Origin of the sequence: Mycobacterium cajalii (assembly GCF_045809005.2) — a bacterium.
Classification (GTDB): Bacteria; Actinomycetota; Actinomycetes; order Mycobacteriales; family Mycobacteriaceae; genus Mycobacterium.
Map to the genome: position 1 here is coordinate 642,304 of NZ_CM141436.1, position 19,594 is coordinate 661,897.

Annotated in this window: 22 protein-coding genes and 1 pseudogene; 9 read left to right on the forward strand and 14 right to left on the reverse strand. The window is 65.5% G+C overall.

What is annotated here, in order from left to right; translation table 11 throughout:
• Positions 1-49: 49 nt before the first annotated feature.
• Positions 50-289 carry a hypothetical protein gene (locus ACJ512_RS03105; protein WP_369741949.1) on the reverse strand — a complete coding sequence of 80 codons (240 nt, stop codon included), beginning with the start codon at positions 287-289 and terminating at the stop codon, positions 50-52.
• Positions 290-1,103: 814 nt separating this feature from the next.
• Here ACJ512_RS03105 and ACJ512_RS03110 point away from each other — a divergent pair.
• The 5 genes from ACJ512_RS03110 (at position 1,104) to ACJ512_RS03130 (ending at position 5,421) form a co-directional block, all read left to right on the forward strand.
• Positions 1,104-2,867, forward strand: coding sequence for a PE family protein (locus ACJ512_RS03110; protein ID WP_369741948.1), 1,764 nt, complete (start codon positions 1,104-1,106; stop codon positions 2,865-2,867).
• A 411-nt stretch (positions 2,868-3,278) separates the two neighbouring features.
• The gene (locus ACJ512_RS03115) at positions 3,279-3,452 is read left to right on the forward strand and encodes a hypothetical protein (protein ID WP_369741947.1); all 174 of its coding nucleotides are present in this window, start codon (positions 3,279-3,281) and stop codon (positions 3,450-3,452) included.
• A 74-nt stretch (positions 3,453-3,526) separates the two neighbouring features.
• Entirely contained in the window at positions 3,527-4,123 is a 597-nt protein-coding gene (locus tag ACJ512_RS03120; RefSeq protein ID WP_461480093.1) for a hypothetical protein, read from the forward strand.
• Between the two features lie 279 nt (positions 4,124-4,402).
• Positions 4,403-5,035 carry a nucleotidyltransferase domain-containing protein gene (locus tag ACJ512_RS03125; RefSeq protein ID WP_407689294.1) on the forward strand — a complete coding sequence of 211 codons (633 nt, stop codon included), beginning with the start codon at positions 4,403-4,405 and terminating at the stop codon, positions 5,033-5,035.
• A complete protein-coding gene (locus ACJ512_RS03130; RefSeq protein ID WP_407689295.1) occupies positions 5,035-5,421 on the forward strand; it encodes a hypothetical protein in 387 nt (128 codons plus the stop codon). The genes ACJ512_RS03125 and ACJ512_RS03130 overlap by 1 nt, the downstream gene beginning before the upstream one ends.
• 607 nt (positions 5,422-6,028) lie before the next feature.
• Here ACJ512_RS03130 and ACJ512_RS03135 read toward each other — a convergent pair.
• From ACJ512_RS03135 to ACJ512_RS03155, 5 genes are all read right to left on the reverse strand, one after another.
• Positions 6,029-6,556 (reverse strand): hypothetical protein, encoded by a 528-nt coding sequence (locus ACJ512_RS03135; RefSeq protein ID WP_407689296.1) that lies wholly within the window; start codon positions 6,554-6,556, stop codon positions 6,029-6,031.
• A 391-nt stretch (positions 6,557-6,947) separates the two neighbouring features.
• The gene (locus ACJ512_RS03140; RefSeq protein WP_407689297.1) at positions 6,948-7,472 is read right to left on the reverse strand and encodes a GNAT family N-acetyltransferase; all 525 of its coding nucleotides are present in this window, start codon (positions 7,470-7,472) and stop codon (positions 6,948-6,950) included.
• 3 nt (positions 7,473-7,475) lie between these two features.
• Complete coding sequence (locus ACJ512_RS03145; protein WP_407689298.1) at positions 7,476-7,745, reverse strand: type II toxin -antitoxin system TacA 1-like antitoxin; 270 nt, start codon at positions 7,743-7,745, stop codon at positions 7,476-7,478.
• A gap of 443 nt (positions 7,746-8,188) precedes the next feature.
• On the reverse strand, positions 8,189-8,542 hold the full coding sequence (locus ACJ512_RS03150; protein ID WP_407689299.1) for a CopG family transcriptional regulator: 354 nt from the start codon (positions 8,540-8,542) through the stop codon (positions 8,189-8,191).
• Entirely contained in the window at positions 8,526-8,816 is a 291-nt protein-coding gene (locus ACJ512_RS03155) for a transposase (protein WP_407689300.1), read from the reverse strand. Before ACJ512_RS03155 ends, ACJ512_RS03150 begins: the two co-directional genes overlap by 17 nt.
• A gap of 136 nt (positions 8,817-8,952) precedes the next feature.
• Here ACJ512_RS03155 and ACJ512_RS03160 point away from each other — a divergent pair.
• The 3 genes from ACJ512_RS03160 to ACJ512_RS03170 all read left to right on the forward strand — a co-directional run bounded on the left by ACJ512_RS03160 (position 8,953) and on the right by ACJ512_RS03170 (position 11,342).
• Positions 8,953-10,097, forward strand: a protein-coding gene (locus tag ACJ512_RS03160; RefSeq protein ID WP_407689303.1) for an IS3 family transposase whose coding sequence is annotated in 2 segments (ribosomal slippage) — positions 8,953-9,220 and positions 9,220-10,097 — 1,146 coding nt in all. Because the reading frame shifts where the segments join, the coding sequence is not laid out codon by codon here.
• A 655-nt stretch (positions 10,098-10,752) separates the two neighbouring features.
• Positions 10,753-10,932 (forward strand): hypothetical protein, encoded by a 180-nt coding sequence (locus ACJ512_RS03165; protein WP_407689301.1) that lies wholly within the window; start codon positions 10,753-10,755, stop codon positions 10,930-10,932.
• A 104-nt stretch (positions 10,933-11,036) separates the two neighbouring features.
• A complete protein-coding gene (locus tag ACJ512_RS03170; RefSeq protein WP_407689302.1) occupies positions 11,037-11,342 on the forward strand; it encodes a ribbon-helix-helix protein, CopG family in 306 nt (101 codons plus the stop codon).
• Between the two features lie 107 nt (positions 11,343-11,449).
• On the opposite strand, the gene ACJ512_RS03175 is transcribed toward ACJ512_RS03170, so the two are convergent.
• From ACJ512_RS03175 to ACJ512_RS03185, 3 genes and pseudogenes are all read right to left on the reverse strand, one after another.
• Complete coding sequence (locus ACJ512_RS03175) at positions 11,450-11,827, reverse strand: helix-turn-helix domain-containing protein (protein WP_461479965.1); 378 nt, start codon at positions 11,825-11,827, stop codon at positions 11,450-11,452.
• A 1,170-nt stretch (positions 11,828-12,997) separates the two neighbouring features.
• Positions 12,998-13,549 carry a hypothetical protein gene (locus tag ACJ512_RS03180; RefSeq protein WP_461479960.1) on the reverse strand — a complete coding sequence of 184 codons (552 nt, stop codon included), beginning with the start codon at positions 13,547-13,549 and terminating at the stop codon, positions 12,998-13,000.
• A gap of 301 nt (positions 13,550-13,850) precedes the next feature.
• A pseudogene (locus ACJ512_RS03185) lies at positions 13,851-14,135 on the reverse strand (integrase catalytic domain-containing protein); the annotation flags it as partial.
• A gap of 248 nt (positions 14,136-14,383) precedes the next feature.
• On the opposite strand from ACJ512_RS03185, the gene ACJ512_RS03190 reads away from it, so the two are divergent.
• Entirely contained in the window at positions 14,384-15,100 is a 717-nt protein-coding gene (locus ACJ512_RS03190; protein WP_407689035.1) for a maleylpyruvate isomerase N-terminal domain-containing protein, read from the forward strand.
• A gap of 81 nt (positions 15,101-15,181) precedes the next feature.
• On the opposite strand, the gene ACJ512_RS03195 is transcribed toward ACJ512_RS03190, so the two are convergent.
• Genes ACJ512_RS03195 through ACJ512_RS03215 form a run of 5 tightly spaced genes read right to left on the reverse strand, consistent with a single transcriptional unit; the run spans position 15,182 to position 19,583 of the window.
• Positions 15,182-15,832, reverse strand: coding sequence for a hypothetical protein (locus tag ACJ512_RS03195; protein WP_407689039.1), 651 nt, complete (start codon positions 15,830-15,832; stop codon positions 15,182-15,184).
• Entirely contained in the window at positions 15,829-16,467 is a 639-nt protein-coding gene (locus tag ACJ512_RS03200) for a TetR/AcrR family transcriptional regulator (RefSeq protein ID WP_407689034.1), read from the reverse strand. The genes ACJ512_RS03195 and ACJ512_RS03200 overlap by 4 nt, the downstream gene beginning before the upstream one ends.
• A gap of 9 nt (positions 16,468-16,476) precedes the next feature.
• Positions 16,477-17,622, reverse strand: a complete 1,146-nt coding sequence (locus ACJ512_RS03205) for an acyl-CoA dehydrogenase family protein (RefSeq protein ID WP_407689033.1) — start codon at positions 17,620-17,622, stop codon at positions 16,477-16,479.
• A gap of 13 nt (positions 17,623-17,635) precedes the next feature.
• Positions 17,636-18,820 (reverse strand): acyl-CoA dehydrogenase family protein, encoded by a 1,185-nt coding sequence (locus ACJ512_RS03210; protein ID WP_407689032.1) that lies wholly within the window; start codon positions 18,818-18,820, stop codon positions 17,636-17,638.
• Between the two features lie 16 nt (positions 18,821-18,836).
• Positions 18,837-19,583: an SDR family NAD(P)-dependent oxidoreductase gene (locus tag ACJ512_RS03215; protein WP_407689031.1), complete on the reverse strand. Its 747-nt coding sequence runs from the start codon at positions 19,581-19,583 to the stop codon at positions 18,837-18,839.
• Between the last annotated feature and the right edge of the window lie 11 nt (positions 19,584-19,594).

The window sequence follows — 19,594 nt, forward strand, 5'->3', positions numbered from 1 at the left end:
GGCACACGGAACTATCCGCTGTCGGCCGCGAAATGCCACCCCGCCGCATCTACGGTAAAGCATCGACAATGATTTCCGCAGCACATCCAGAAATTTCGACGATATCGTCAACTATAGAAGGAGTTGACGTTGAAACCTCCGTAATAAGGTCTGCTGCTGAGAAAATAAGAGATGGGTCTGTGATGACATGCTCAATGAATATGCCGAACGCGGCGACGAGATTGTTGAGCGCATCCGTCATCTGCTGCTGAGCTTCAGCAACGGCCCCGGGATTTTGCAGATTGCTCATTTCGTTAACCTCGCAAAGCTATGGTCGTGGGACGTAACTTTCGCGGTGCCTCGTCCCTGGGATTAAGCGGGTGTGGAAGCGGAAGCAAGCAGCGCCGTTGCCACCCGTTGTCGCCCGCGGTTCCACTGCTGCTGGACGCCACCGCCCGGCCCGCCCTGCGCCATCCAGCACCACGTCAACGATAGTTGCACCGGACGGATTGGTGACGATGTAGACAGTATACCAGCTAGGAGTAGTGGTGGTGCTGACCAGTTGAGGGTTACGACCGATACCCTGTTTTCCGAACTGCTGGACCAGAGCTTGCGACTTGTCCGCAGGCAACTGCAAAACCGCTGCGGGCTGCGGGTAAATCGGTGCCATCATAGTTCGCTGACGCTAGCAGACCGCACCTCGGCATGGGCCGGATTTCACAGACAGATGTGACCCAAGATGTCACAGAAATTTGGCAGGAGATCACCAGTCCGCTCCCACGATGTCGACGGCGAAATTGCTTCAACCCGAAACAATTTCGCTATGGCATCACACGATGTCACGTGATAGCGTCGGTCGCCCGCGTCTTATCAGTAACGAAGCGCGCTGAATTGGGCGTTTGGGCTGGTTCTACTGTCGGCGCCATGTGTAAGACGCGGCGGTAAGGCTGGTTTCGTGGTGTAGCCACGTGTCTGCGTGAGGCGCGCGCGCCAGCCCCGAAGTCGCGCCGAGCAACAAGGGCGGGGGCTCCAGCTGGCTAGCGTGCGCCGGCGCGTCACGTCACCGGGGCTGGTAGCTTTGTGCCCGGTGTGGGTGAGGGTCTGATGGCTGAGTGGTGGTGTCGATGACGTCGGTGGCCGTGGTGCCGGAAGCCCTGGTAGCGGCGGTGTCTGATCTGGCCGGTATCGGTTCGGCGGTGAACAGTGCCCGCGCGGCCGCCTCACCGGCCACCACGGCGATCGCGGCCGCGGGCGCCGATGAGGTGTCGGCCGCGATCTCGGCGGTGTTTTCTGAGTTCGCGCGCGATTATCAGGCCGCGGGTGCGGCTGCGGCGGTGTTTCACCAGCGGTTCATGGACACCCTGAATTCCGGTGCGGGCGCCTACGCGGCGGCCGAGGCCGCCAGCGCCAGCCGCCTGCAGGCCCTGCACACCGTTGAGTGTGACGTGTCGGGGGCGATCAACGCGCCGTTCCTGCGGTTCACCGGGCGCCCGCTGTTCGGCAACGGCGCCAACGGCACCACCGTTGATGGTGTGGGCACCGCCGGTGGGGCCGGGGGGTGGCTGTTCGGCGACGGCGGGCATGGCGGGGCCAGCACCGCTCCGGGAGCCACCGGCGGGGCCGGCGGGGCCGGGGGGTGGCTGTTCGGCGACGGGGGAATCGGCGGGGCCGGAGGGCCGGCCACAGGAGCCGGAAACGGGGGAGCCGGCGGGGCCGGTGGGGCCGGTGGGGTCTCGGGATTGCTGTTCGGTATCGGCGGCACCGGCGGGACCGGTGGGACCGCCACCACCGGTGCCGGCGGTACCGGCGGGGCCGGCGGGGCCGGGGGTCTTCTCCTGTCGTGGGGCGGCACCGGCGGGACCGGTGGGACCGCCACCACCGGCACCGGCGGGACCGGTGGCGCGGGCGGCAGCGACGCCGGCCTGTTTCTTGGTTTCGGTGGGCACGGCGGCGCCGGTGGCGCGGCCAGCGGGGCCTCCGGTGTCGGCGGGCACGGTGGCGCCGGCGGCCTCGGCGCGGGCCGCAGCCTAATCGGGATCGACTACGCGGTGGGCGGCGCCGGCGGCGCCGGTGGTGCCGCCACCGGGACGGGTGGCACCGGCGGCGCGGGTGGCGCCGGTGGTTACGGCGCTGGCGTCTCCTTCGTCGGGTTCGACGTCGCGCACGGCGGCGCTGGCGGTGCCGGTGGCGCTGCCACCCATGTGGACGGCACCGGCGGCGTGGGTGGTACTGGCGGTGGTGCCGCCGGCTTGGCGCTTGCCGGGTTCGACGTCACCCACGGCGGGGCCGGTGGGGCCGGCGGGGCCGCCGCTCTGCACGGTGGCGCCGGTGGCACCGGCGGCATGGATGTCAGCCTCGCCCTGTTCGGCGGCAGCCTCGATCACGGCGGGGCCGGCGGGGCCGGCGGGGCCGCCACCGGCGCCAGCGGTCACGGCGGTGCCGGAGGTGACGGCGGTGTGGGCGCCACGTTGGTGGGCATCGCCAGCGGTGGGGGCGGCGGGGCCGGCGGCGCCGCTACCGGCGCCAGCGGGCACGGCGGTGCTGGCGGTGACGGCGGCCTGGGCGCCGCATTGGTAGGCGCTGGTCTCGGCGGTGGCGGCGGGCACGGCGGCAACACCACCCTCGGCCACGGCGGCCACGGCGGTGACGGCGGTGACGGCCTCGGATTGTTCGGATTCGGCGGCAACGGTGGTGACGCCGGGAGCGGCGCCTACCCCGCCCACGGCGGCGACGGCGGCAACGCCGGGGCAAGTATGAACGGCAAGTTCACCCCGGCGCTCTACGGCGACGGCGGCAACGGCGGTGACGGTGCCAGCGGCGGCAACGGAGGTCCCGGCGGCACCGCCGGCTTTTTCGGCGGCACCCCAGGGACCGACGGAACGCCGTAGCGCCGCCAGCAGGTCCCGGCACCGGTGACCGGCCGCGGGGGCGGATCGCTCAGGACGGGCATCCGGCCGGGGCGGGCACCAGGATCCACGCTCGAAGCCGGCATTTCGGATCATCCCCCTGGGGGAAATGGCGGAAGCCGGGGGGTGCGATCCCCCGGCCGCCCAGGGTGCCGGAAAGGCCGATGTGTGGGGCTGGGACCCCGGCGTTTATCGTCTCATGACCGGCGTGGCTCCTGGTGCGGGTGTGACCTATGGGCTTGGATTCGGGGTAGAAGCCAACGATCTGAACCCAAGGTCACACCCGTATGCCAGAGCCACCCAACCGTGGGGTGGAGGGCACCTGCCAGCCCGCATATCGGCGCTACCATTTCCCGGTGACGTGACGGAATAAGACGGAATAAGGGGTCGCCGGTGAATAAACATGGTCATGCTACGCGGGCCGGGGAAGTTCGCCGCCAAGCCGGGGCGGTCGCCACCGCGGTCAAAACCGATAACGGGCTGTGCTGGCAGGTGCGCCGCGACCGTGATGGGCTGGTGCGGATCACCAAATATCTTGCCCAGACCGGCCATTGGCACCGGCCGTGACGCTGTTTTACCCCGATTGCAGCAACAACAACTGGTCGTCTGTCCAGGACGCGATTAGTTTCCTGGAACAGCTCGTGCCAGAAGGTTTTAGCGGGATGTGCCACAAAGTGTCCGAGGGCAACTATTACGAGGACCCGTACTGGCCGCCGGTGCGGCAATGGTGCCAGCAGCATAACCTGCCCGTCATCGGTTACCACTACGTGACGACCGACGACCCCGCTTCGCAGGTGCGAACCTGGCACGCCAACAACGGCGGAACGCGCGCGATGCTGGACTGGGAGGACAACGGCGGCGACCTGGCTAATCTCACCGCCGTGGTCGACGCGTTCAACGCCGCCGGGATCATCGTGCAGCTGGGCTACTACCCCCAGTGGTACTGGCGGCAGCAGGGCCGCGGCACCCTGTCCGGCCTGGCCGACGCCCTGGTGTCATCCGGGTACCCGGACGGCTCCGGCTACGCCTCAACCATCTACGCCGACTCTGGCGGCAATACCGGCGAAGGATGGGCACCCTACGGAGGTGTTACCCCCGCCGCGTGGCAATTCACCAACAGCGCAAACATCGCCGGACACACCGTCGACTGCAACGCCTACCAAGGAACCGACCTCCGAGTCCTGTTCGACACCACCCCGACCACCCGCACGCCGACACCCGACAGGGCAAAGCTATAGCGCCTGGCCGCCACACCCTCGGGTACAGGCCCCTGTCCCGAGCGCAAGGGGTAGATTCCCGACTTGCGACAAAGGTCAGATGTTTCTGGCGCTTCGCTTGACTGTCAGCTACAAAAGGGCTGGTAAACGCCGGCGATGGGGCCTGGGGTGTCATTTGCGACATGTGAGGTAGGTGGGTCGCGTCATGCCCGTGCCACTGAAGACCAGGCCCGATCAAGCGCATGCAATTCAACTATAGTTGTATTACTCTAACTTTAGTTGGAGTAAGGGGTGTCTGCGATGCAGCTCAACAAGCCGTTCGCCACGGTGACACCGACCCTGGATGGTGACGTGCTCGCGGTGCTCGCGACCGCCGACGCGACGTTCACGGTCGCTCAGATCCAGCGCATGCTGACCGCGGTCTCGGGTGAGGGCATCCGCAAGGTCCTGACGCGGCTCACCGCGCAGGGGGTGGTGCTCCACGATCAGGTCGGCCGGACCCACACTTACCGCCTTAACACCGAACATCTCGCGGCCGGTCCGATCACGGCGCTGTCGCGCCTGACCGCCGCGTTCCTCGACCGCCTGGAGAAGCACCTGAAGGGGTGGGGTGAGGAGCTCGCGTACGCGGCGGTGTTCGGGTCGGCGGCAACGGGGCGGATGACGCTCGACAGCGACATCGACCTGTTCCTGGTGCGCGCCTCCGGCACCGACCGCGGTAAGGACCTGCAGTGGGAAGAGCGGCTGACCGAACTCGCGCGATCGGTCGCCGCGTGGACCGGGAACGACGGCCAGATCGTCGAATACACCACAGACGAGCTCATCGCCGCAGCCGTCGCGGGTGAGCCGCTGCTCGACGACATATCCAAGCAGGGCCTGACTGTCGCGGGGACACGGTCGTGGCTGAACCGGCAACTGAGAGAGAGGTCCTGATGGCGGGACAACGCGACTGCGATTCCGCGGTCATCGCGGGACGCATATCGAAGGCGATCGAATTCTTCGACGCCGCGGACCTCCTGGGAAAGGAGATGGCCAACGCGGCGGGTGATCTTTACGTCGACGCCGGCATCGCCGCCGCGGACGTGATCTGTTGCGTACGCCTCGGTGTGCATTCGAACACCGGCAGTCACAACGAGGCCGTCGCGCTGCTGAAACAGGCCGACAGCGGATCCGAGCGGCACTTGAACACGTTGCTGAACTTGAAGAACAAGGCAGCGTATACCCATCAGGATCTGACATCGGTCGAGCTGAAGAAGATGAACCGCGCAGCCGAGCAGCTGGTGGAGACGGCCAAACGGGTGACAGCATCGCGCACATGACCGCCTCACCCTGGTCGGAAACCTGATCCACCTGCACCACTACTAACCGCGAAGACCCCGTCAAAGGGGGTTCCCGACGTGCGAGCAAGGACAGATGAATCTGGTGGCTGGCCGTCCGCTTGCCGCTTTCTGTCTGCCCTCCTGGCGTCGAGTGTGAACAGGGGGCGGAATTTTCGCGATTTTCTCGCCCACGTTTCACGCTCGACGCCAGGATTCACACTCGATGCATTGGACCCGAAAACACCCGCACCAGGGGGTAGTTTCCCGACTTGTCAGCAAGGTCAGATGTTTCTGCCGCTTCGACGGCGGCTGATCAGCAAAATGGCTGGTAAAAGCTACTGATGGAGCAAGGGGTGTCGTTTGGGACATGTGAGGTGACCCGGATTGGTGGGCTTGCTGGCGACTCCACGGACGAAGGCCCCCGATGGACAAGCTCCGACAGAACACGAGTCGGAGACCGCACGTTTCGCGGCCCTCCCCACATGCCCAAGCGTTTGCTTCCGTGATGGCAGCGACGTGGTATAAAGTTGAACGAGCCTGGGGCGTTGAGCTTCAGGAAGTGAGCCCGGCTCCTCTCCGGACGGTGAGCGGCCGGGCTTCGCGTTTTTCAATGGACGACACGCTCTAAGTGCGCGACAAGCGGGTGAATCCGTTCAGCCCACACTCCACCGGCCGACGAGCACCAGGCGACGGCGTCGGCAACCCACAACAACGGGTCGCTATGTGCGGGCATGTGGTCGTAACCGAATCCGGCAGACTGCTCGCGCAGTTCACCGACGAGCACTTGCCGATCCAGATGGTCGCGGCCCTCGCGCGATTCGATAACCAACCGGGTGACGTTGCGGTCGAGTAGTAGGCGCACCATTCGGCGGAAGCTTTCAGCTCGGACCGTGGTCTCGTCACCCTTGCCGTGGAAAACCAGCGCCGTCGTCGAGGCGTTGCTAACGAGCGCATCGACGATTTGCCGGCGCCGGCTAACGCGTTCATGCACGAAATGCCACCGTCGTTGCCCTGGTAAGCAAAGCGAGCGTGCCAAGCGACGCAATGAGTCCACGTCCCCATCGGCCACCACCGCTACGCACACGTAGTAGCGGGCTCCCCTGCCCGACTCGTCGACGAACGCCTGAGCGGTCACCGGTCAACATTGACACACGGTGCGCGCCCCTCGACACGGTCGACTCCAACACCGAAGATCACGGCAAATTAGAAACCGCTGCCGAGCCTCTGACACGGCTCGACCGCAAAGGGGGTAGATCACCGACTTGCGAGTAACCTCATGTCGTTCGGTCATTTCGGCGTTGGTCGCTGGCGAAACTTGCTGGTAGGAGCAATGATCGAGTCAGGGGTGTTATTTGAGACATCTGAGGTGATCCGCATAAGTCGGCCCAATGCACGGGCGGGCGGCAACGCCGATCGACGCCTCGGAAGCCCGACGCAGCTACAGCTGGCATTGTGCGTACCGCCAACGTGTCGACATCGTTGTGCAAGGGCCTGGCGGGCTTCACGCCACTTGCGAAACCCGCCGTTCAGTCTGCTGTCGAGTCGTGCCAGCGCTCGCCGAGCGCCTTGGCCGCTGTGGACACCTTCATCACGAGGCGGCGCTCGCGGTGCCGGACGGGAACGAAGTGGTAGTGCTCGTAAAACGACTGAGCTTGGTCATCTATCGCATCAACGACGACAAGCCGCCCTCCGCCGATCTCCGACGCGGCAACGGCTTTCCCCAGTGCGTCTAGGAGTAGCTGCTCGCCGTACCCTTGGCCATGCAGCGCTGCATCGATGGCCAGACGGGCAATCAAATATCCGGGTATGCGGGTATAGCCCCCAGCCATCGACCCCGACACGCCGTCGTCTTTCCGCACGATTTCGGTGGGGCAGATGGCGAAATAGGCGCAGACCTTCGGCTCTCCGTGCGGGGTCCATACGTAAACGTGCGCTACTCTGCTGCTGTCCGCGCGGCGAGCCTGTTCGATCAGCCAGCTATTCAGTGACTCATTGCCGCAGTCGAACCCTTCCAGCGTGTGCGCGTCGTCGAGCCGCGCGGACTCGAACATTGCTCAACGCCGTTTGAACGCCGCAGGCTTGCGTGCGGCTGCCGCAAGTCGTGGTGCAGCGTCGGCAGCATCGAGCGAGGACATCAGCTTGTCGAACTGTTCGGGCTCCATCACCGTTAACAGCTCTTGGCGCAGGATGTCCTCGGCACGTTGGATCGCGGCTTTCCGGACGAACTCCGAGGTCTGCTCATGCACGACGTTGGCGGCTAGCTGGATGCGGTCCAGGGTTGCCTCCTCCGCGCGAAGTTCGAAGCGCTTCGCTTTGACTGCCACGACAACATCTCCTTAACTGATCAGCTGTAGTGTACGGTACCTGTACGTACGTCTCTAGGGCAAACGATACCGGCCGCGAGTCAGCGCCAGGAGCGGGTTGTCGTCGGACTCGCGCAGTCCCCAGGCCGCGATCCTCGTCGAGATTGATAACGCGCGACACGTCAACCGCGACGCTGAACGACCTGCGCGCGGTTCGGTGTTCGATGGCCATCCGTGCAGACCACCTGTGACCTGTAGAAACGCACCGCCGGGTGCCGGGAGGCAAGTCGGTTCCGGTCGTTCCTGCCACCGCCCAAGTGGGGGTAGATTCCCGACTTGCGACCAAGGTTAGATGTCTCTGGCGCTTTGACCGTGAGTCCTTGACAAAATGGCTGGTGAAAGCTTCGACGGGCGCATGGGGTGTTGTTTGAGACATGCGAGGTGGGCCAGACATGTCTGGCGGTTTAACCCGTGGGTGTGCCGGCGATGGTGTCGGCAACCTGCAGGATGGTGTCGGCGGCGCCGGTTAGCCGTTCGCGTAGCTGAGCCAATGCGCGCGGGCTTTCGAAGTGGTCTTCGGCGATTAGCCGCAACAGCTGCTCGCGGGCAATCGTCGACACCGGTAGCTCGCGGCTTCGGGCGATACGTTCCAGCGACTCCAACTCTTCTGGGTTGAGCCGGATTTGCAACACCTTGCTGCGTGGGTTGCCGCGGGTGATCGTCACGTGTGGAGGAATCGGCTTGTCGGCCTGGTCGGCCTCGGCGGCCTCGGCCTCGTCGCCGACTTTGGCTAGCAAATCATCAAGTTTCTCGTTCATCTGGACCTCGCTCGCGGTAGTAGTTGCGGTCACGGCTATTGGATTTCCACGCGTTGACGCCCCATACGACGCCGTCCTTGGCAAGGGTGATCACGCTCAGGACAGTCCGGGCGCCTGGCGAGTAGCCGACGGTGCGGACCTGCTGGCCGCTTATGGTGTTGTAGTCGGGGTCGAAGACGACTGCGTTGGCATCGTTTAGCGCCTCGTCGGCCTGCTCAGGTGTGACTCCATGCTTGGCGATGTAGTCACCGCGTCTGGACCAGTCGACCAACACACCTAAATGTAATACATGGCCGTATTACATTTCAAGTGTTTTCGCGGCCATGCCCTGGCATGTCCCCGGTGAATGAGTCCGCCTTGTTTTAGAGTCCTGTGGCCCCGAACGGGGGCTGGAAGGGACGATGAAGAACATGGCTGGCCGGAAGAAGCATTCCGCTGAGGACGTGGTGCGTAAGCTGCGCCGCGCTGATGAGCTCGCTGCGGCGGGCAAGACCAACGAAGAGATCGCGGCCGAGTTGGAGGTGTCGCCGGCCACGCTGTACAACTGGCGGCGCAGCTATGGCGGCATGGACGTGGACGCGGCCAAAGAACTCAAAGAGCTACGGGAACAGAACACCCGCCTCAAGCGGCTGCTGGCCGAGGCCGAGCTGGAAAAAGACGCCCTGCGGGAGGTCGCCAAGGGAAAATTCTGAGCCCGGACGCCAAACGCCGCGCTGTGGACATGCTCAAAGACGTGCTGGGCATGTCAGAACGGCTGGCGTGCAAGGCGGTCGGGCTGGCCCGCTCCACCTATCGCCGCACCCCGCTGGCGGCTACCCCGGCTGACCCTGACGCGCCGCTACGGGCCTGGCTGCGGGACTATTCCGCCAAACACCCCTGCCATGGGTTTCGCCGCGCCTGGGCGGCCCTGCGCCACGACGAACACCGTGAGGTGAACAAGAAGAAGGTGCACCGGCTGTGGAAGCAGGAGGGGCTGCAGCGCCGGGTGCACAGCCCGCGTAAACGCTGCGGGGCCTGCACCGCCCCGCAGGTCGAGGCAGACGCGCCCAAGGTGGTGTGGGCGCTGGATTTCCAGTTCGATTCCACCATCGACGGCAAAGCGGTCAAGATCGCCTCGATGCTCGACGAGCACACCCGAGAATCGCTGCTGAACATCGTGGAGCGCTCGATTACTGCCCAGCGGCTCATCGCCGAGCTGGAGCGGGTGTTCGCCGCGGCTGGCGGTCCACCGAAGGTGCTGCGGATGGATAATGGCCCTGAGCTTATTTCCCAAGCGCTGCAATCGTTTTGCGCTGGAAAGGTGGGGCTGTCCTACATCCCGCCCGGGACCCCATGGAACAACGGCTACATCGAATCGTTCAACAACCGGCTACGAAGGGAGTGCCTCAACCGCAACCACTGGACCAACCTGCTCGAAGCCCGCGTGGTCATCGGCGACTTCAAGCACGAACACAACCATCGACACCGTCACTCAGCGCTGGGCTACCTCACCCCCGCCGAGTACGCTGCCCGATGCAGCCACACCCATCACCCCGTGGCCTGCGAGATCAACTGAAATCGGTATCAACACAACCTGGCTCCAAAACCAGGCGGACCGACTATCGGGGACCTGCCAGCCCCGTCGTCCGAGGCACTCTGCACGCACTGCTGAAGCGGGTAGATTATCGACTTGCGACGAAGGCCAAATGTCTGTGTTGCGCAATGGAATTCGCTGGTCATGCTGCGTGAATTACGACAGAGTGGCCCAAGGTTACTGAGGCGTCGTTAATCCACCCACCGGCCAGGAGCCCGGTTGCGCACTGTTGGTAGAATGGCGGACGCGGTCGTGCCGGCCAGGTCCAGCGCTGGCGCTGGGAGCTAATCGGTGGCGGAGGAGTGGCCGAGACCGGCGTAGCCGCAGGGTGTATTTCTCGGTGTCGACGACGTACCAGAGTTGCCCGCCCCCTGTTGGCCTCGTATTGCCATTGCTTTATTGCGACACCGCGGTGCACAACACTGGCGAGCCGGTCTACGAACGGGTGGTGTCGGCCCATCGCTACCGGTTTGTCCGGCCGGGCACGCAGTTCTTGCCACGCCTCCGCGGTATTGGCCGGCGCTTGCCGGCATAACGCCTCCCAACCCTTTGCGGCTTCGCTGGTGGCAAGCCGCTGCTCCGGTCGGTAACCGCAGAAAACAGAGCAGATGCCATACGTTTGTAATACACTGGCCTGGTGACCGAGTTGCATTGGCCGAGCGACGCGGTGACCCACATGTGGGACAAGCACAGCACCACAGTTGAGATGGCAACCGAGGCCGTCAACGATCCCGACGTGGTGGGGTTTATCCCCGATCCCAAAAGCCGCTCGGGCAAAAGTAGCCGGTTCATTGGATTCTCGCCGACCGCAGATTGAGTGCTCGTCGTCATCGTCGTTAGCTACGAGGACCGGCAATACGGTGCGAACTGCTGGCCTGCCAACCTCACCGACCAGAGCACATACCGGGAAAGGAACAACCAGTGAACAACGAGCTCAGCCACCTGCTCGACGAGGCGCGCGAGTTGGAAGCCGTCGACAGCTCTGAATACACCACCGCGTCGGCCACCCACCCCAACCGCGAAAAGGCCCAAACCCTTACCGTGCGCCTCACCGCCGATGAGATGACCCGGCTACGCGCCGCTGCCGCAGAACGCGGCCTACCGGTATCGGCCGTGGTGCGCACGGCCATCGCCCACGAACTGGCGCCAGAACGCGACGACGGCACCCGCGCACTTATCACCGCGCTACATGATCACGACCTCACTGTCGTCAGAACGGCGAAGTGACTGCGGCGCAATGGTTCACGGTCAAGCCCGGCGTGTCGATGTCCTTGGCCAGCCGACTGACAGGTGATCCTGAGTCAAGGGGGTAGATTCCCGACTTGTAACAAAGGTCAGATACCTCTGTCGTTAGATCGCCGGAGTCCCCACGCTGGGGTTGCGCACCTGCGTGGGGTGACGCTGGTGACGGCCAACGACACCCCGAACCGGCGCTTGATCAGTTCCCGCACCATCTCCCGGGTCCACAACGCGAACTCGAACTGCAGCTGGCGCGGGTCATTGCCCGCCACCAAGGCGTAGAGCTCGCCCAGCTGCTGATCGGTCAGCTTCGGCGCACGACCAGGCATCGGCCTGGCCTTCAGTGCCGCCCAACCCCCTTCGTTGTACGTGGCCACCCACCCGTACACCGTCTTGCGGTGCATCCCCAACGCCAAGGCCACCGATTCTGGATGTTGGCCGTCGAGAACCGCCTGCACCGCACGCATTCTCATCGCTTCAAGCGTTCCGTGATCGAGCCTGCGGCCATCATCATCTCGCACAACATAATTCAACATAATTCAACCATAAAGTCGACTAAACTAATGACCGTTTTAGTAACTGGCAAAACACCAGCCCAGATGGTCCCATCAATGGCAAACAGGTGGCCCCATCCTCATGGCAAAACCAGCCCTGAAGTGGTCCCTTTCGCCTGGCAGTCGACAGATGGCGATGGCACGTACCAGACAGTCCCCGGCCTCGTCCCGGTACCCGGCAGCCGCTCGGCCGCCATCGTCGTACTCCGCGTCAAGGGGCCCATCAGTCATCGTCAAACGATAGGCCAAATCGCCCGCGATATCCCGGCGTTCCCTCCAAAGCCTTACCGCGCACTGCCGACGTGCGTCGGGCTTCGGGCTCTACAAAATCTTGTCGCCCCGTCCGTCGGTGCTGGAGCGGTGTCGCGCAAGGGCTTTCAAGGTCATTCGAGATCATCGGACTTACGCAAGGACGACGGCCTTCTCCGGCGGATTGTGGTAGAGGCCGACAACATCGACGACCTTGTCGACGAACAGTTGTCCAACAGGATCGACGGCGGGCGACCGGTACGCGGCTCGTCGACCAGCCCATCGAGCCGCTTGTCGACAAACCGGGTACGCCATTTGCCCACCGTGGCTGTGACACACCCAATTTCGCGGCCACCGCCTTGTTGGACAAACCCTCGCCGCAGGCCAGGATGATCCGTGACCGCAACGCCAATGCCTGCGACGACTTCGGCCGCCGTGACCACCGAACCAGAGTCTCACGCTCCTCCTCGGTCAAGGCCAACTCCGCCGTCGGTCGCCCACGTGATGCCATACATGAATCATCCCATCCACCAACGTGATTCGTTGCGGAACGCCGCCGAAGCCCATCGATTACAATTATGTAACGAATTAATGGCGCAGGACACTAGCCAGCCGTCAACATTATCTGATCAAGACGTTCCTCGGCTGGGCCGAAAAGCGGCTTCCCGACGGCACGCTGATCCAGCCCGCCCGGTCGGCGGCTGTCCCGCCACCGACACTGACCCCGAACCCCAGGACTACTGCGCCCAGTGCACCGCGATGACGAGGTGCCTCACGTAAAAGTGAGCGCGAAGCGGTGGCTGGTGCCTCACGCATAGTGAGCGGCGTGGGGGGCTTGCATTACTTCGCCTTGGCCAATCGGTTGATTGACGGTTGTAATGCTTGCAGGTCGATGTGGCGGGCGGCGGCGAGGGCCTCGGTCTTGGCTTTGGCCAGGTCCAGCAGCTGCATCTGGATGGTGGTGATCTGGCGGGTCAGATCGGCGGGGTTGATGCCCTCAATTCGGGTGGCCACGTTTGAAAGCTGTTGCGCATCAAGGACACCCGATTCCTGTAGGCGCTGCCACGGGGTGGCCGGCTTGTCGTAGACGCGCTTGCGGCGACCGTTGGTTGTGGTGGTGTAGCCGACGGGCTTTTTGGTCGGGGTGAAAAAGTTGCACCGTAGCGACACCACCGGCCACAGCTCGTTGAGCAGCTCCAGCTCCTCGGGGGTGTCATAGCGCCAGTAGAAGGCGTGTTTGCGCACCACATGGTTGTTCTTGGATTCCACATGGGCCTGGTCGTTTTTCTGGTAGGGCCGCGAGCGGGTCTGTTCGATGTCGCGGGCCTGCAGCCAGTTAGCGACCTCGTGGTTGATGAACTCAGACCCCGAGTCCGAATCGAAGATCACCATCGGGAACGGGAACCGCCGCTGTAACTCCTCGATGCCAGCGGTGATCCACTTGGAGGCGTTGTTGCGGATCGAAGCGTTCTCGGTCCAGCCGATGACCACGTCGGTCATCGTCAGGGGTGCGGGCGAACTCGCCGATCAGCGTCGGGCCGCAGTGCGCCACGGTGTCGGCCTCGATCACCCCCGGGACCTTGGGCGCCTCATCGGCGCAGGTGCGGATGGCGATCGAATTCCGCAGCAGCGGTGAGGGTTTCGTTGTCGAGATGCCCTTAATGCGCATCGCATCCCGGGCGGGTTTGAGGTAGCGGTCCACGGTGGCCGCGCTCATCGCCTTCACCCCGGCCATGGCCGCCTCGGTGGCGAACGGCTTGTCCAGATCACCGGCCTTCTCCAGCAACGGCAGCCACAGATCACGCATGACCACCAGGTACTTGCCGCACGGCATGCCCATCAACGCCCACACGTGCTCCAGCAGCGCCCTGGCGTCGTCGCTGAAGCCCCGCGCCCGCAACGATCGCCTGTCGACCTGCTCGGCCGGATCCACCAGTCTCGGGCCGGTCAGCATCCGCCGGGCCGTCGAACGGCCCATCCCGGTGGTGGCCACCACCCGATCCAGGATCTTGGTCTTGTCCGCCTTGCACGCCTTGCCGTACTGACCTCGCAGTTTGTTGGTTACCTGCCGTCTTGCGGCCATGTCGATCTTGCCCTCCATACCGGGCAAGCCTTCCGCGCTACGCGCTCAAAATAGCTGAGGCATCACCACCGGCCACGCGCTCAAAGTAGGTGAGGCACGCCGGATGATGCCACGACGCGCGCGGGCCGCCTTACGCTTAGCGGGTGGAAGAGGCAACCAAAACCGACATCCTCGCCGCGCTGGATGACAGTGGGAAGCGGTTCGTGTCGATGGTCCGGGGGCTCGATCCGGATCGCGCCGCGCGACCGGTGCCTGGGCTCACCTGGACGGCGGTGGAAACCGCGGCGCACGTGGTAACGGTGCTCGGCAGGCTGCTTGGCGATCGTCGACGCGCCGCCACAGGCGAAGGGGTTGCCGAGCTGAACGCGACCTGCCTCTCCGAGTACACCGACCGAGATATCAACGATATCGCCGACAGGCTCGAGGCAAATCTGCGTACGGTGATCGACCGCGTCTACGCCAAAGTCGCCTTCGACCGTCAGTATCCCTTCCACGGTGGATCAACGATCTCTGGCGGTGGTGGGGCTCGATGGATCGTGTGCGAGCTGCTCGTCCACGGCTACGACATCGCCGCTGCAACCGGAAACGAGTGGGCGATACCGGCCGCAGAGGCATCCATCGCGATTCGTGGCCCTGCTGAGTCGATGAATCGGCTGGTTGAGGGCAAGACTTCTAACCGACACCGGGTCCGTCTGGGAGAAGACGACACAGTCGAGTTCGTCGCATCCTCGGGATCCCCGGCCGCCGGTGACGAGCCGATCGACGTAGAACCGGACGAGTTCCTCCTGGCTTTCTTCCGAAGGATGGAAGTATCCGATCCGCGTGTCGCGGCGGTTGTCGCTGATCTGCCGCCCCTCTGAAGCGCACAGCGCATCGCCACCGAACGCCACCACAACCCCGCGGGCCCCGCGAACCGGCCGGCGACGACGCCCCCTTCCAGGTCACGGCCAGCCGCGGGCGTTGTCCTTGAGCTTGTCGTTGAGGTCGGCGCAGAAGTCGGCCGAGGTCCCGGCGAGCAGGATGTAGTAGGTCTCGACCTTGCGCAGGTCGCCGTTGGTCGGGGTCTCCCAACTGCCGTTGCACATCGCGTGTTCCCCGCCGGCGCTGGCCCGGCGCCAGTTGGTCATGACGCACTGCTTGAACGCAGCGATACTGGCGTCGTTGAAGCCGCTCGAGCCGCTGCTCGAGCCGTTCGAGACGTTGCTCTTGGCGGCGACCAGCATCGCGCCGCCCCACTTGCCGTCGGCGCGCCGGTAGGCCCGCGCCCCGAACCCGGCGTTGTCCTTCTGGCAGGACAACCCCCGGCGCAGCAGCGAGAAGGGGGCCGCCAGCTCCTGGTCGGTGACCGAGGCGGCGGCGTTGATGAAGTTGGCGGCATCCGTGCCGTCGCCCTGCTGGATGTCCGGGTTGGCCAGGTCGATCAGCTGTTTCGCGATCCCGGCGCTGGCGCCGCCGCCGATGATCGGCCCGCCGCCGGAGGTCAGCGGGGGCAACGTGGCGGTCGGGTCGGCGTGCGCCACGGGCGGCGCGGCTGAAGCGAACAGCAACGACGCGGCGAGAAGTGCAACTGTCCTCAGGCTCATACGTCCTATGATCCGTCATCGCTCAGCAGCGCGTTGAGCACGTGCCGGGTCTGCAGCCGGATGTACTCGTCGACGGTGTAGGTCGGGCCGAAGTGCCAGTGCTTGAGCGCCCAGCCGTGCGCGATCAGCACGATGTCGAACACCGTGAGGTCGACGTCGACGTCGCGGAACACGCCGGCGGCGATCCCGTCCTCGATGGCCTTGCGCAGCGGCGCCGCGCTGGCGATCTCGAGCTCCTTGATCCGCGCGCGCCCGGCGGGTCCCAGCGTACGGCTCTCCCGGTAGGTCAGGACCACGCCGTCGAGGTTCTCGTCGACGATCTCGATGTAGCGGCGGATCCCCGCGGTCAACTGCCCGACGACGTCGTCGCCGGCCGCGGCCATCACCGGCGCCAGCTGATCGCGGAACACGTCGAGGATCCGCACGATCGTGGCCAGCAGCAGGTCCTCCTTGCCGCCGAAGTACTTGTAGATCAGGCCGACGCTCACCTCGGCCTCGCGGGCCAGGTCCTGCATGGACATCTGGTGAAAACCGTTGCGGCCCATGACCGCGACCGCGGCATCGAGCAGCTGGCGGCGCCGGGAGCTGGCCCGCGCCGCGCGCACCGCCTCCTCGACGGGCAGCTCGCTGTAGTCGACCGCCATGAGACGCCTCTAGATACCCAGGTCCTTGGCGATGATCGTCTTCATGATCTCGTTGGTGCCGCCGTAGATGGTCTGGATGCGGGCGTCGACGAACGCCCGCGACACGGCGTACTCCCGCATGTAGCCGTATCCGCCGTGCAACTGCAGGCAGCGGTCGGCGGTGCGCACCTGCAGGTCGGTGGTCCACCATTTCAGCTTCGCGGCCCGCGCGGCGGTCAGCTTGCCTTCCAGGTGTTCGGCCAGGCAGTCATCGAGAAACGTTCGGGCGATGTCGATTTCGGTGGCGAGTTCGGCGAGCACGAACTGGCTGTGCTGGAAGCTGGAGATCGGTGAGCCGAACGCCGTGCGGCCGCGCACGTAGTCCAGGGTCTCGGCCAGGATCGCCTCGGCGGCGGCCACGGCGCCCACCCCCAGCGCCAGCCGCTCCTGCGGCAGGTTGCCCACCAGCTGGTAGAAGCCCCTGCCCTCCTGCTCGAGCAGATTGTCCACCGGCACGCGCATGTCGGTGAAGGTGAGCTCGCTGGTGTCCTGCGCGTGCAGGCCGATCTTCTCCAGGTTGCGGCCGCGGCAGAAGCCGGGGGTGTCCGCGTCGACCACCAGCAGCGACAGCCCCTTGTGCCGGTCCGGCGAGGTGCGCACCGCGATGACGAACAGGTCGCCGCACTGCCCGTTGGAGATGAACGTCTTGGCGCCGTTGACCACGTAGTGGTCACCGTCGCGCACCGCCGACGTCCGGATGCCGGCGAGGTCGCTGCCGACGCCGGGTTCGGTCATCGCGATCCCGAGCACGGTCTCCCCGGTCACCACTCCGGGCAGCCAGCGTTGCTGCTGCTCGGGTGTGGTCAGGTCGGTGAGGTAGGGCAGCACGATGTCGTTCTGCAGCGTGACGGCGATCGACTCGGCGGCCGCCCCGGCCCGCTGCAGCTCGTCGATGACGATCGCGTTGTAGCGGAAGTCGTCGACGCCCGGGCCGCCGAACCGCTCGGGCACCGAAAACCCGAGCAGCCCAAGCTTTCCGGCCTCGGTGAACAGCGACCGGTCCCATTGGCCGTCGCGCTCCCAGCTCTCGTGGTTGGGGGCGACGGCCTGCCGCACGAAATCGCGGACCAGCTCGCGGAACTGCTGGTGCTCGGCGGTGTATTCCAGGCGTGCCATGCGGGTTCTCCTGTCAGCGGAAGGCGTCGCTGCCGGTGAACGCCTGGCCGAGCACGAGTTGGTGCATCTCGGCCGTGCCCTCGTAGGTCAGCACCGACTCGAGGTTGACCATGTGCCGGATGACGGGGTATTCCAGCGAGATGCCGTTGCCGCCCAATATGGTTCGGGCGGTGCGGCAGATCTTGATCGCCTCGCGGGTGTTGTTGAGCTTGCCGAAGCTGACCTGCTCGGGGCGCAGCCCGGCGCCGTCCTTCAGCCGGCCCAGGTGCAGCGAGAGCAGCTGACCCTTGTGCAGCTCGAGCGCCATGTCGGCGAGCTTGGCCTGGGTCAGCTGGAATCCGGCGATCGGGCGGCCGAACTGGGTGCGTTGCGTGGCGTAGTCGAGGGCCGCCTGCCACGCCGAGCGGGCCGCCCCCATCGATCCCCAGATGATGCCGTAGCGCGCCTCCGACAGGCACGACAGCGGGCCGCGCAGTCCCTTGGCCGCGGGCAGCATCGCGTCGGCGGGCAACCGGACGTCGTCGAGCACGAGCTCGCTGGTGATCGACGCCCGCAGCGACAGCTTGTGGTGGATGGTGTTGGCGGCGAACCCCGGGGTGTCCGTGGGCACGACGAAGCCCCGGATCCCGTCGTCGGTGGCGGCCCACACGACCGCGACGTCGGCCACCGAGCCGTTGGTGATCCACATCTTGCGGCCGTTGAGCACCCAATCCGAACCGTCTTGGCGCGCCCGGGTTTTCATCGCGGCCGGATCGGACCCGGCGTCGGGCTCGGTCAGCCCGAAGCAGCCGAGCAGCTCGCCGGCGGCCATGCCGGGCAGCCACTGCCGCTTCTGCTCCTCGGATCCGAACTTCCAGATCGCGAACATCGCCAGCGAACCCTGCACCGACACCATCGACCGGACGCCGGAGTCGGCGGCCTCCAGTTCGGTGCAGGCCAGGCCGTAGTGGACGGCCGAGGCCCCGCCGCACCCGTAGCCGTGCAGGTGCATTCCCAGCAGGCCGAGTTCGCCGAACTGCTTGGCCAGTTGGCGGACCGGGAGGTCGCCGATCTCGAACCACTCCCCGATGTGGGGGAGGACGTGCTCGGCGCAGAATTGTCGGACCGTGTCGCGCACGGCGATCTCGTCGCCGGACAGCGACGCGTCCAGGGACAGCGGGTCGGCGCGGTCGAAGGGGGGCGGTGTCTGGGTGCTCATGGGACTCAGCCTGCCACTAACCGGCCATCGTCAGGCCGCCGCTCACGCTGATCACCTGTCCGGTGATGAACGACGCCGCCTCGGAGGCGAAGAACAGCACCGGCGCGGCGACCTCGTCTGGCCGCGCCAGGCGGCGAAACGGGATCGCCTTGACCAGCGCTTCTTTGAGCTTCTCGGGTTGCGCGTGGAACAGCGGGGTGTCGGTGGGGCCGGGGCACACGCAGTTCACCGTGATCTGGTGGCGGGCCATCTCGCGGGCCAGCGACTTCGTCAGCGCGATGACCCCGCCCTTGGCGCCGGCGTAGATTGATTCGCCCGCGCTGCCGACGCGGCCGGCGTCGCTGGCCACGTTGACGACGCGCCCGCCCGAGCCCGCCTCGATCATGCCGGGCAGGAACGCCGAGCACACGTGCACCGGTCCCAGGTAGTTGATGGCCACCACCTTCGCCGCGAATTCCGGTGTGGCATTGAGGAATTGATCGGTGCGGTCCCAGCCGGCGGCATTGACGACGATGCTGGGCACGCCGGCTTCGCTGTGGGTCCGGTCGCGCAGCGTGTCGACCCGCGCGGGGTCGGCGACGTCGACCGGCAGCGCGGTGATCAGGTCGGGTTGCTGCTCGGCGGTGGCCGCGGCGGCCGCCTCGTCGAGGTCGGCGGCGACGACGCGGTCGCCCCGGGCGGCGAAGGCCAGCGCGATCGCCCGGCCGATGCCCGATCCGGCGCCCGTCACCACCGCGAGCCTGCTCTGTGAATGGCTGTTCATTGCCGACGAAT

Coding starts and splice junctions, on each gene's coding strand:
- ACJ512_RS03210 (WP_407689032.1), bottom strand. CDS start 18,820: ATGAGCACCCAGACACCGCCCCCCTTCGACCGCGCCGACCCGCTGTCC.
- ACJ512_RS03215 (WP_407689031.1), bottom strand. CDS start 19,583: ATGAACAGCCATTCACAGAGCAGGCTCGCGGTGGTGACGGGCGCCGGA.
- ACJ512_RS03105 (WP_369741949.1), bottom strand. CDS start 289: ATGAGCAATCTGCAAAATCCCGGGGCCGTTGCTGAAGCTCAGCAGCAG.
- ACJ512_RS03130 (WP_407689295.1), top strand. CDS start 5,035: ATGGCGGGACAACGCGACTGCGATTCCGCGGTCATCGCGGGACGCATA.
- ACJ512_RS03200 (WP_407689034.1), bottom strand. CDS start 16,467: ATGGCGGTCGACTACAGCGAGCTGCCCGTCGAGGAGGCGGTGCGCGCG.
- ACJ512_RS03205 (WP_407689033.1), bottom strand. CDS start 17,622: ATGGCACGCCTGGAATACACCGCCGAGCACCAGCAGTTCCGCGAGCTG.
- ACJ512_RS03180 (WP_461479960.1), bottom strand. CDS start 13,549: ATGGTGATCTTCGATTCGGACTCGGGGTCTGAGTTCATCAACCACGAG.
- ACJ512_RS03140 (WP_407689297.1), bottom strand. CDS start 7,472: ATGTTCGAGTCCGCGCGGCTCGACGACGCGCACACGCTGGAAGGGTTC.
- ACJ512_RS03175 (WP_461479965.1), bottom strand. CDS start 11,827: ATGAGAATGCGTGCGGTGCAGGCGGTTCTCGACGGCCAACATCCAGAA.
- ACJ512_RS03110 (WP_369741948.1), top strand. CDS start 1,104: ATGACGTCGGTGGCCGTGGTGCCGGAAGCCCTGGTAGCGGCGGTGTCT.
- ACJ512_RS03150 (WP_407689299.1), bottom strand. CDS start 8,542: ATGAACGAGAAACTTGATGATTTGCTAGCCAAAGTCGGCGACGAGGCC.
- ACJ512_RS03125 (WP_407689294.1), top strand. CDS start 4,403: ATGCAGCTCAACAAGCCGTTCGCCACGGTGACACCGACCCTGGATGGT.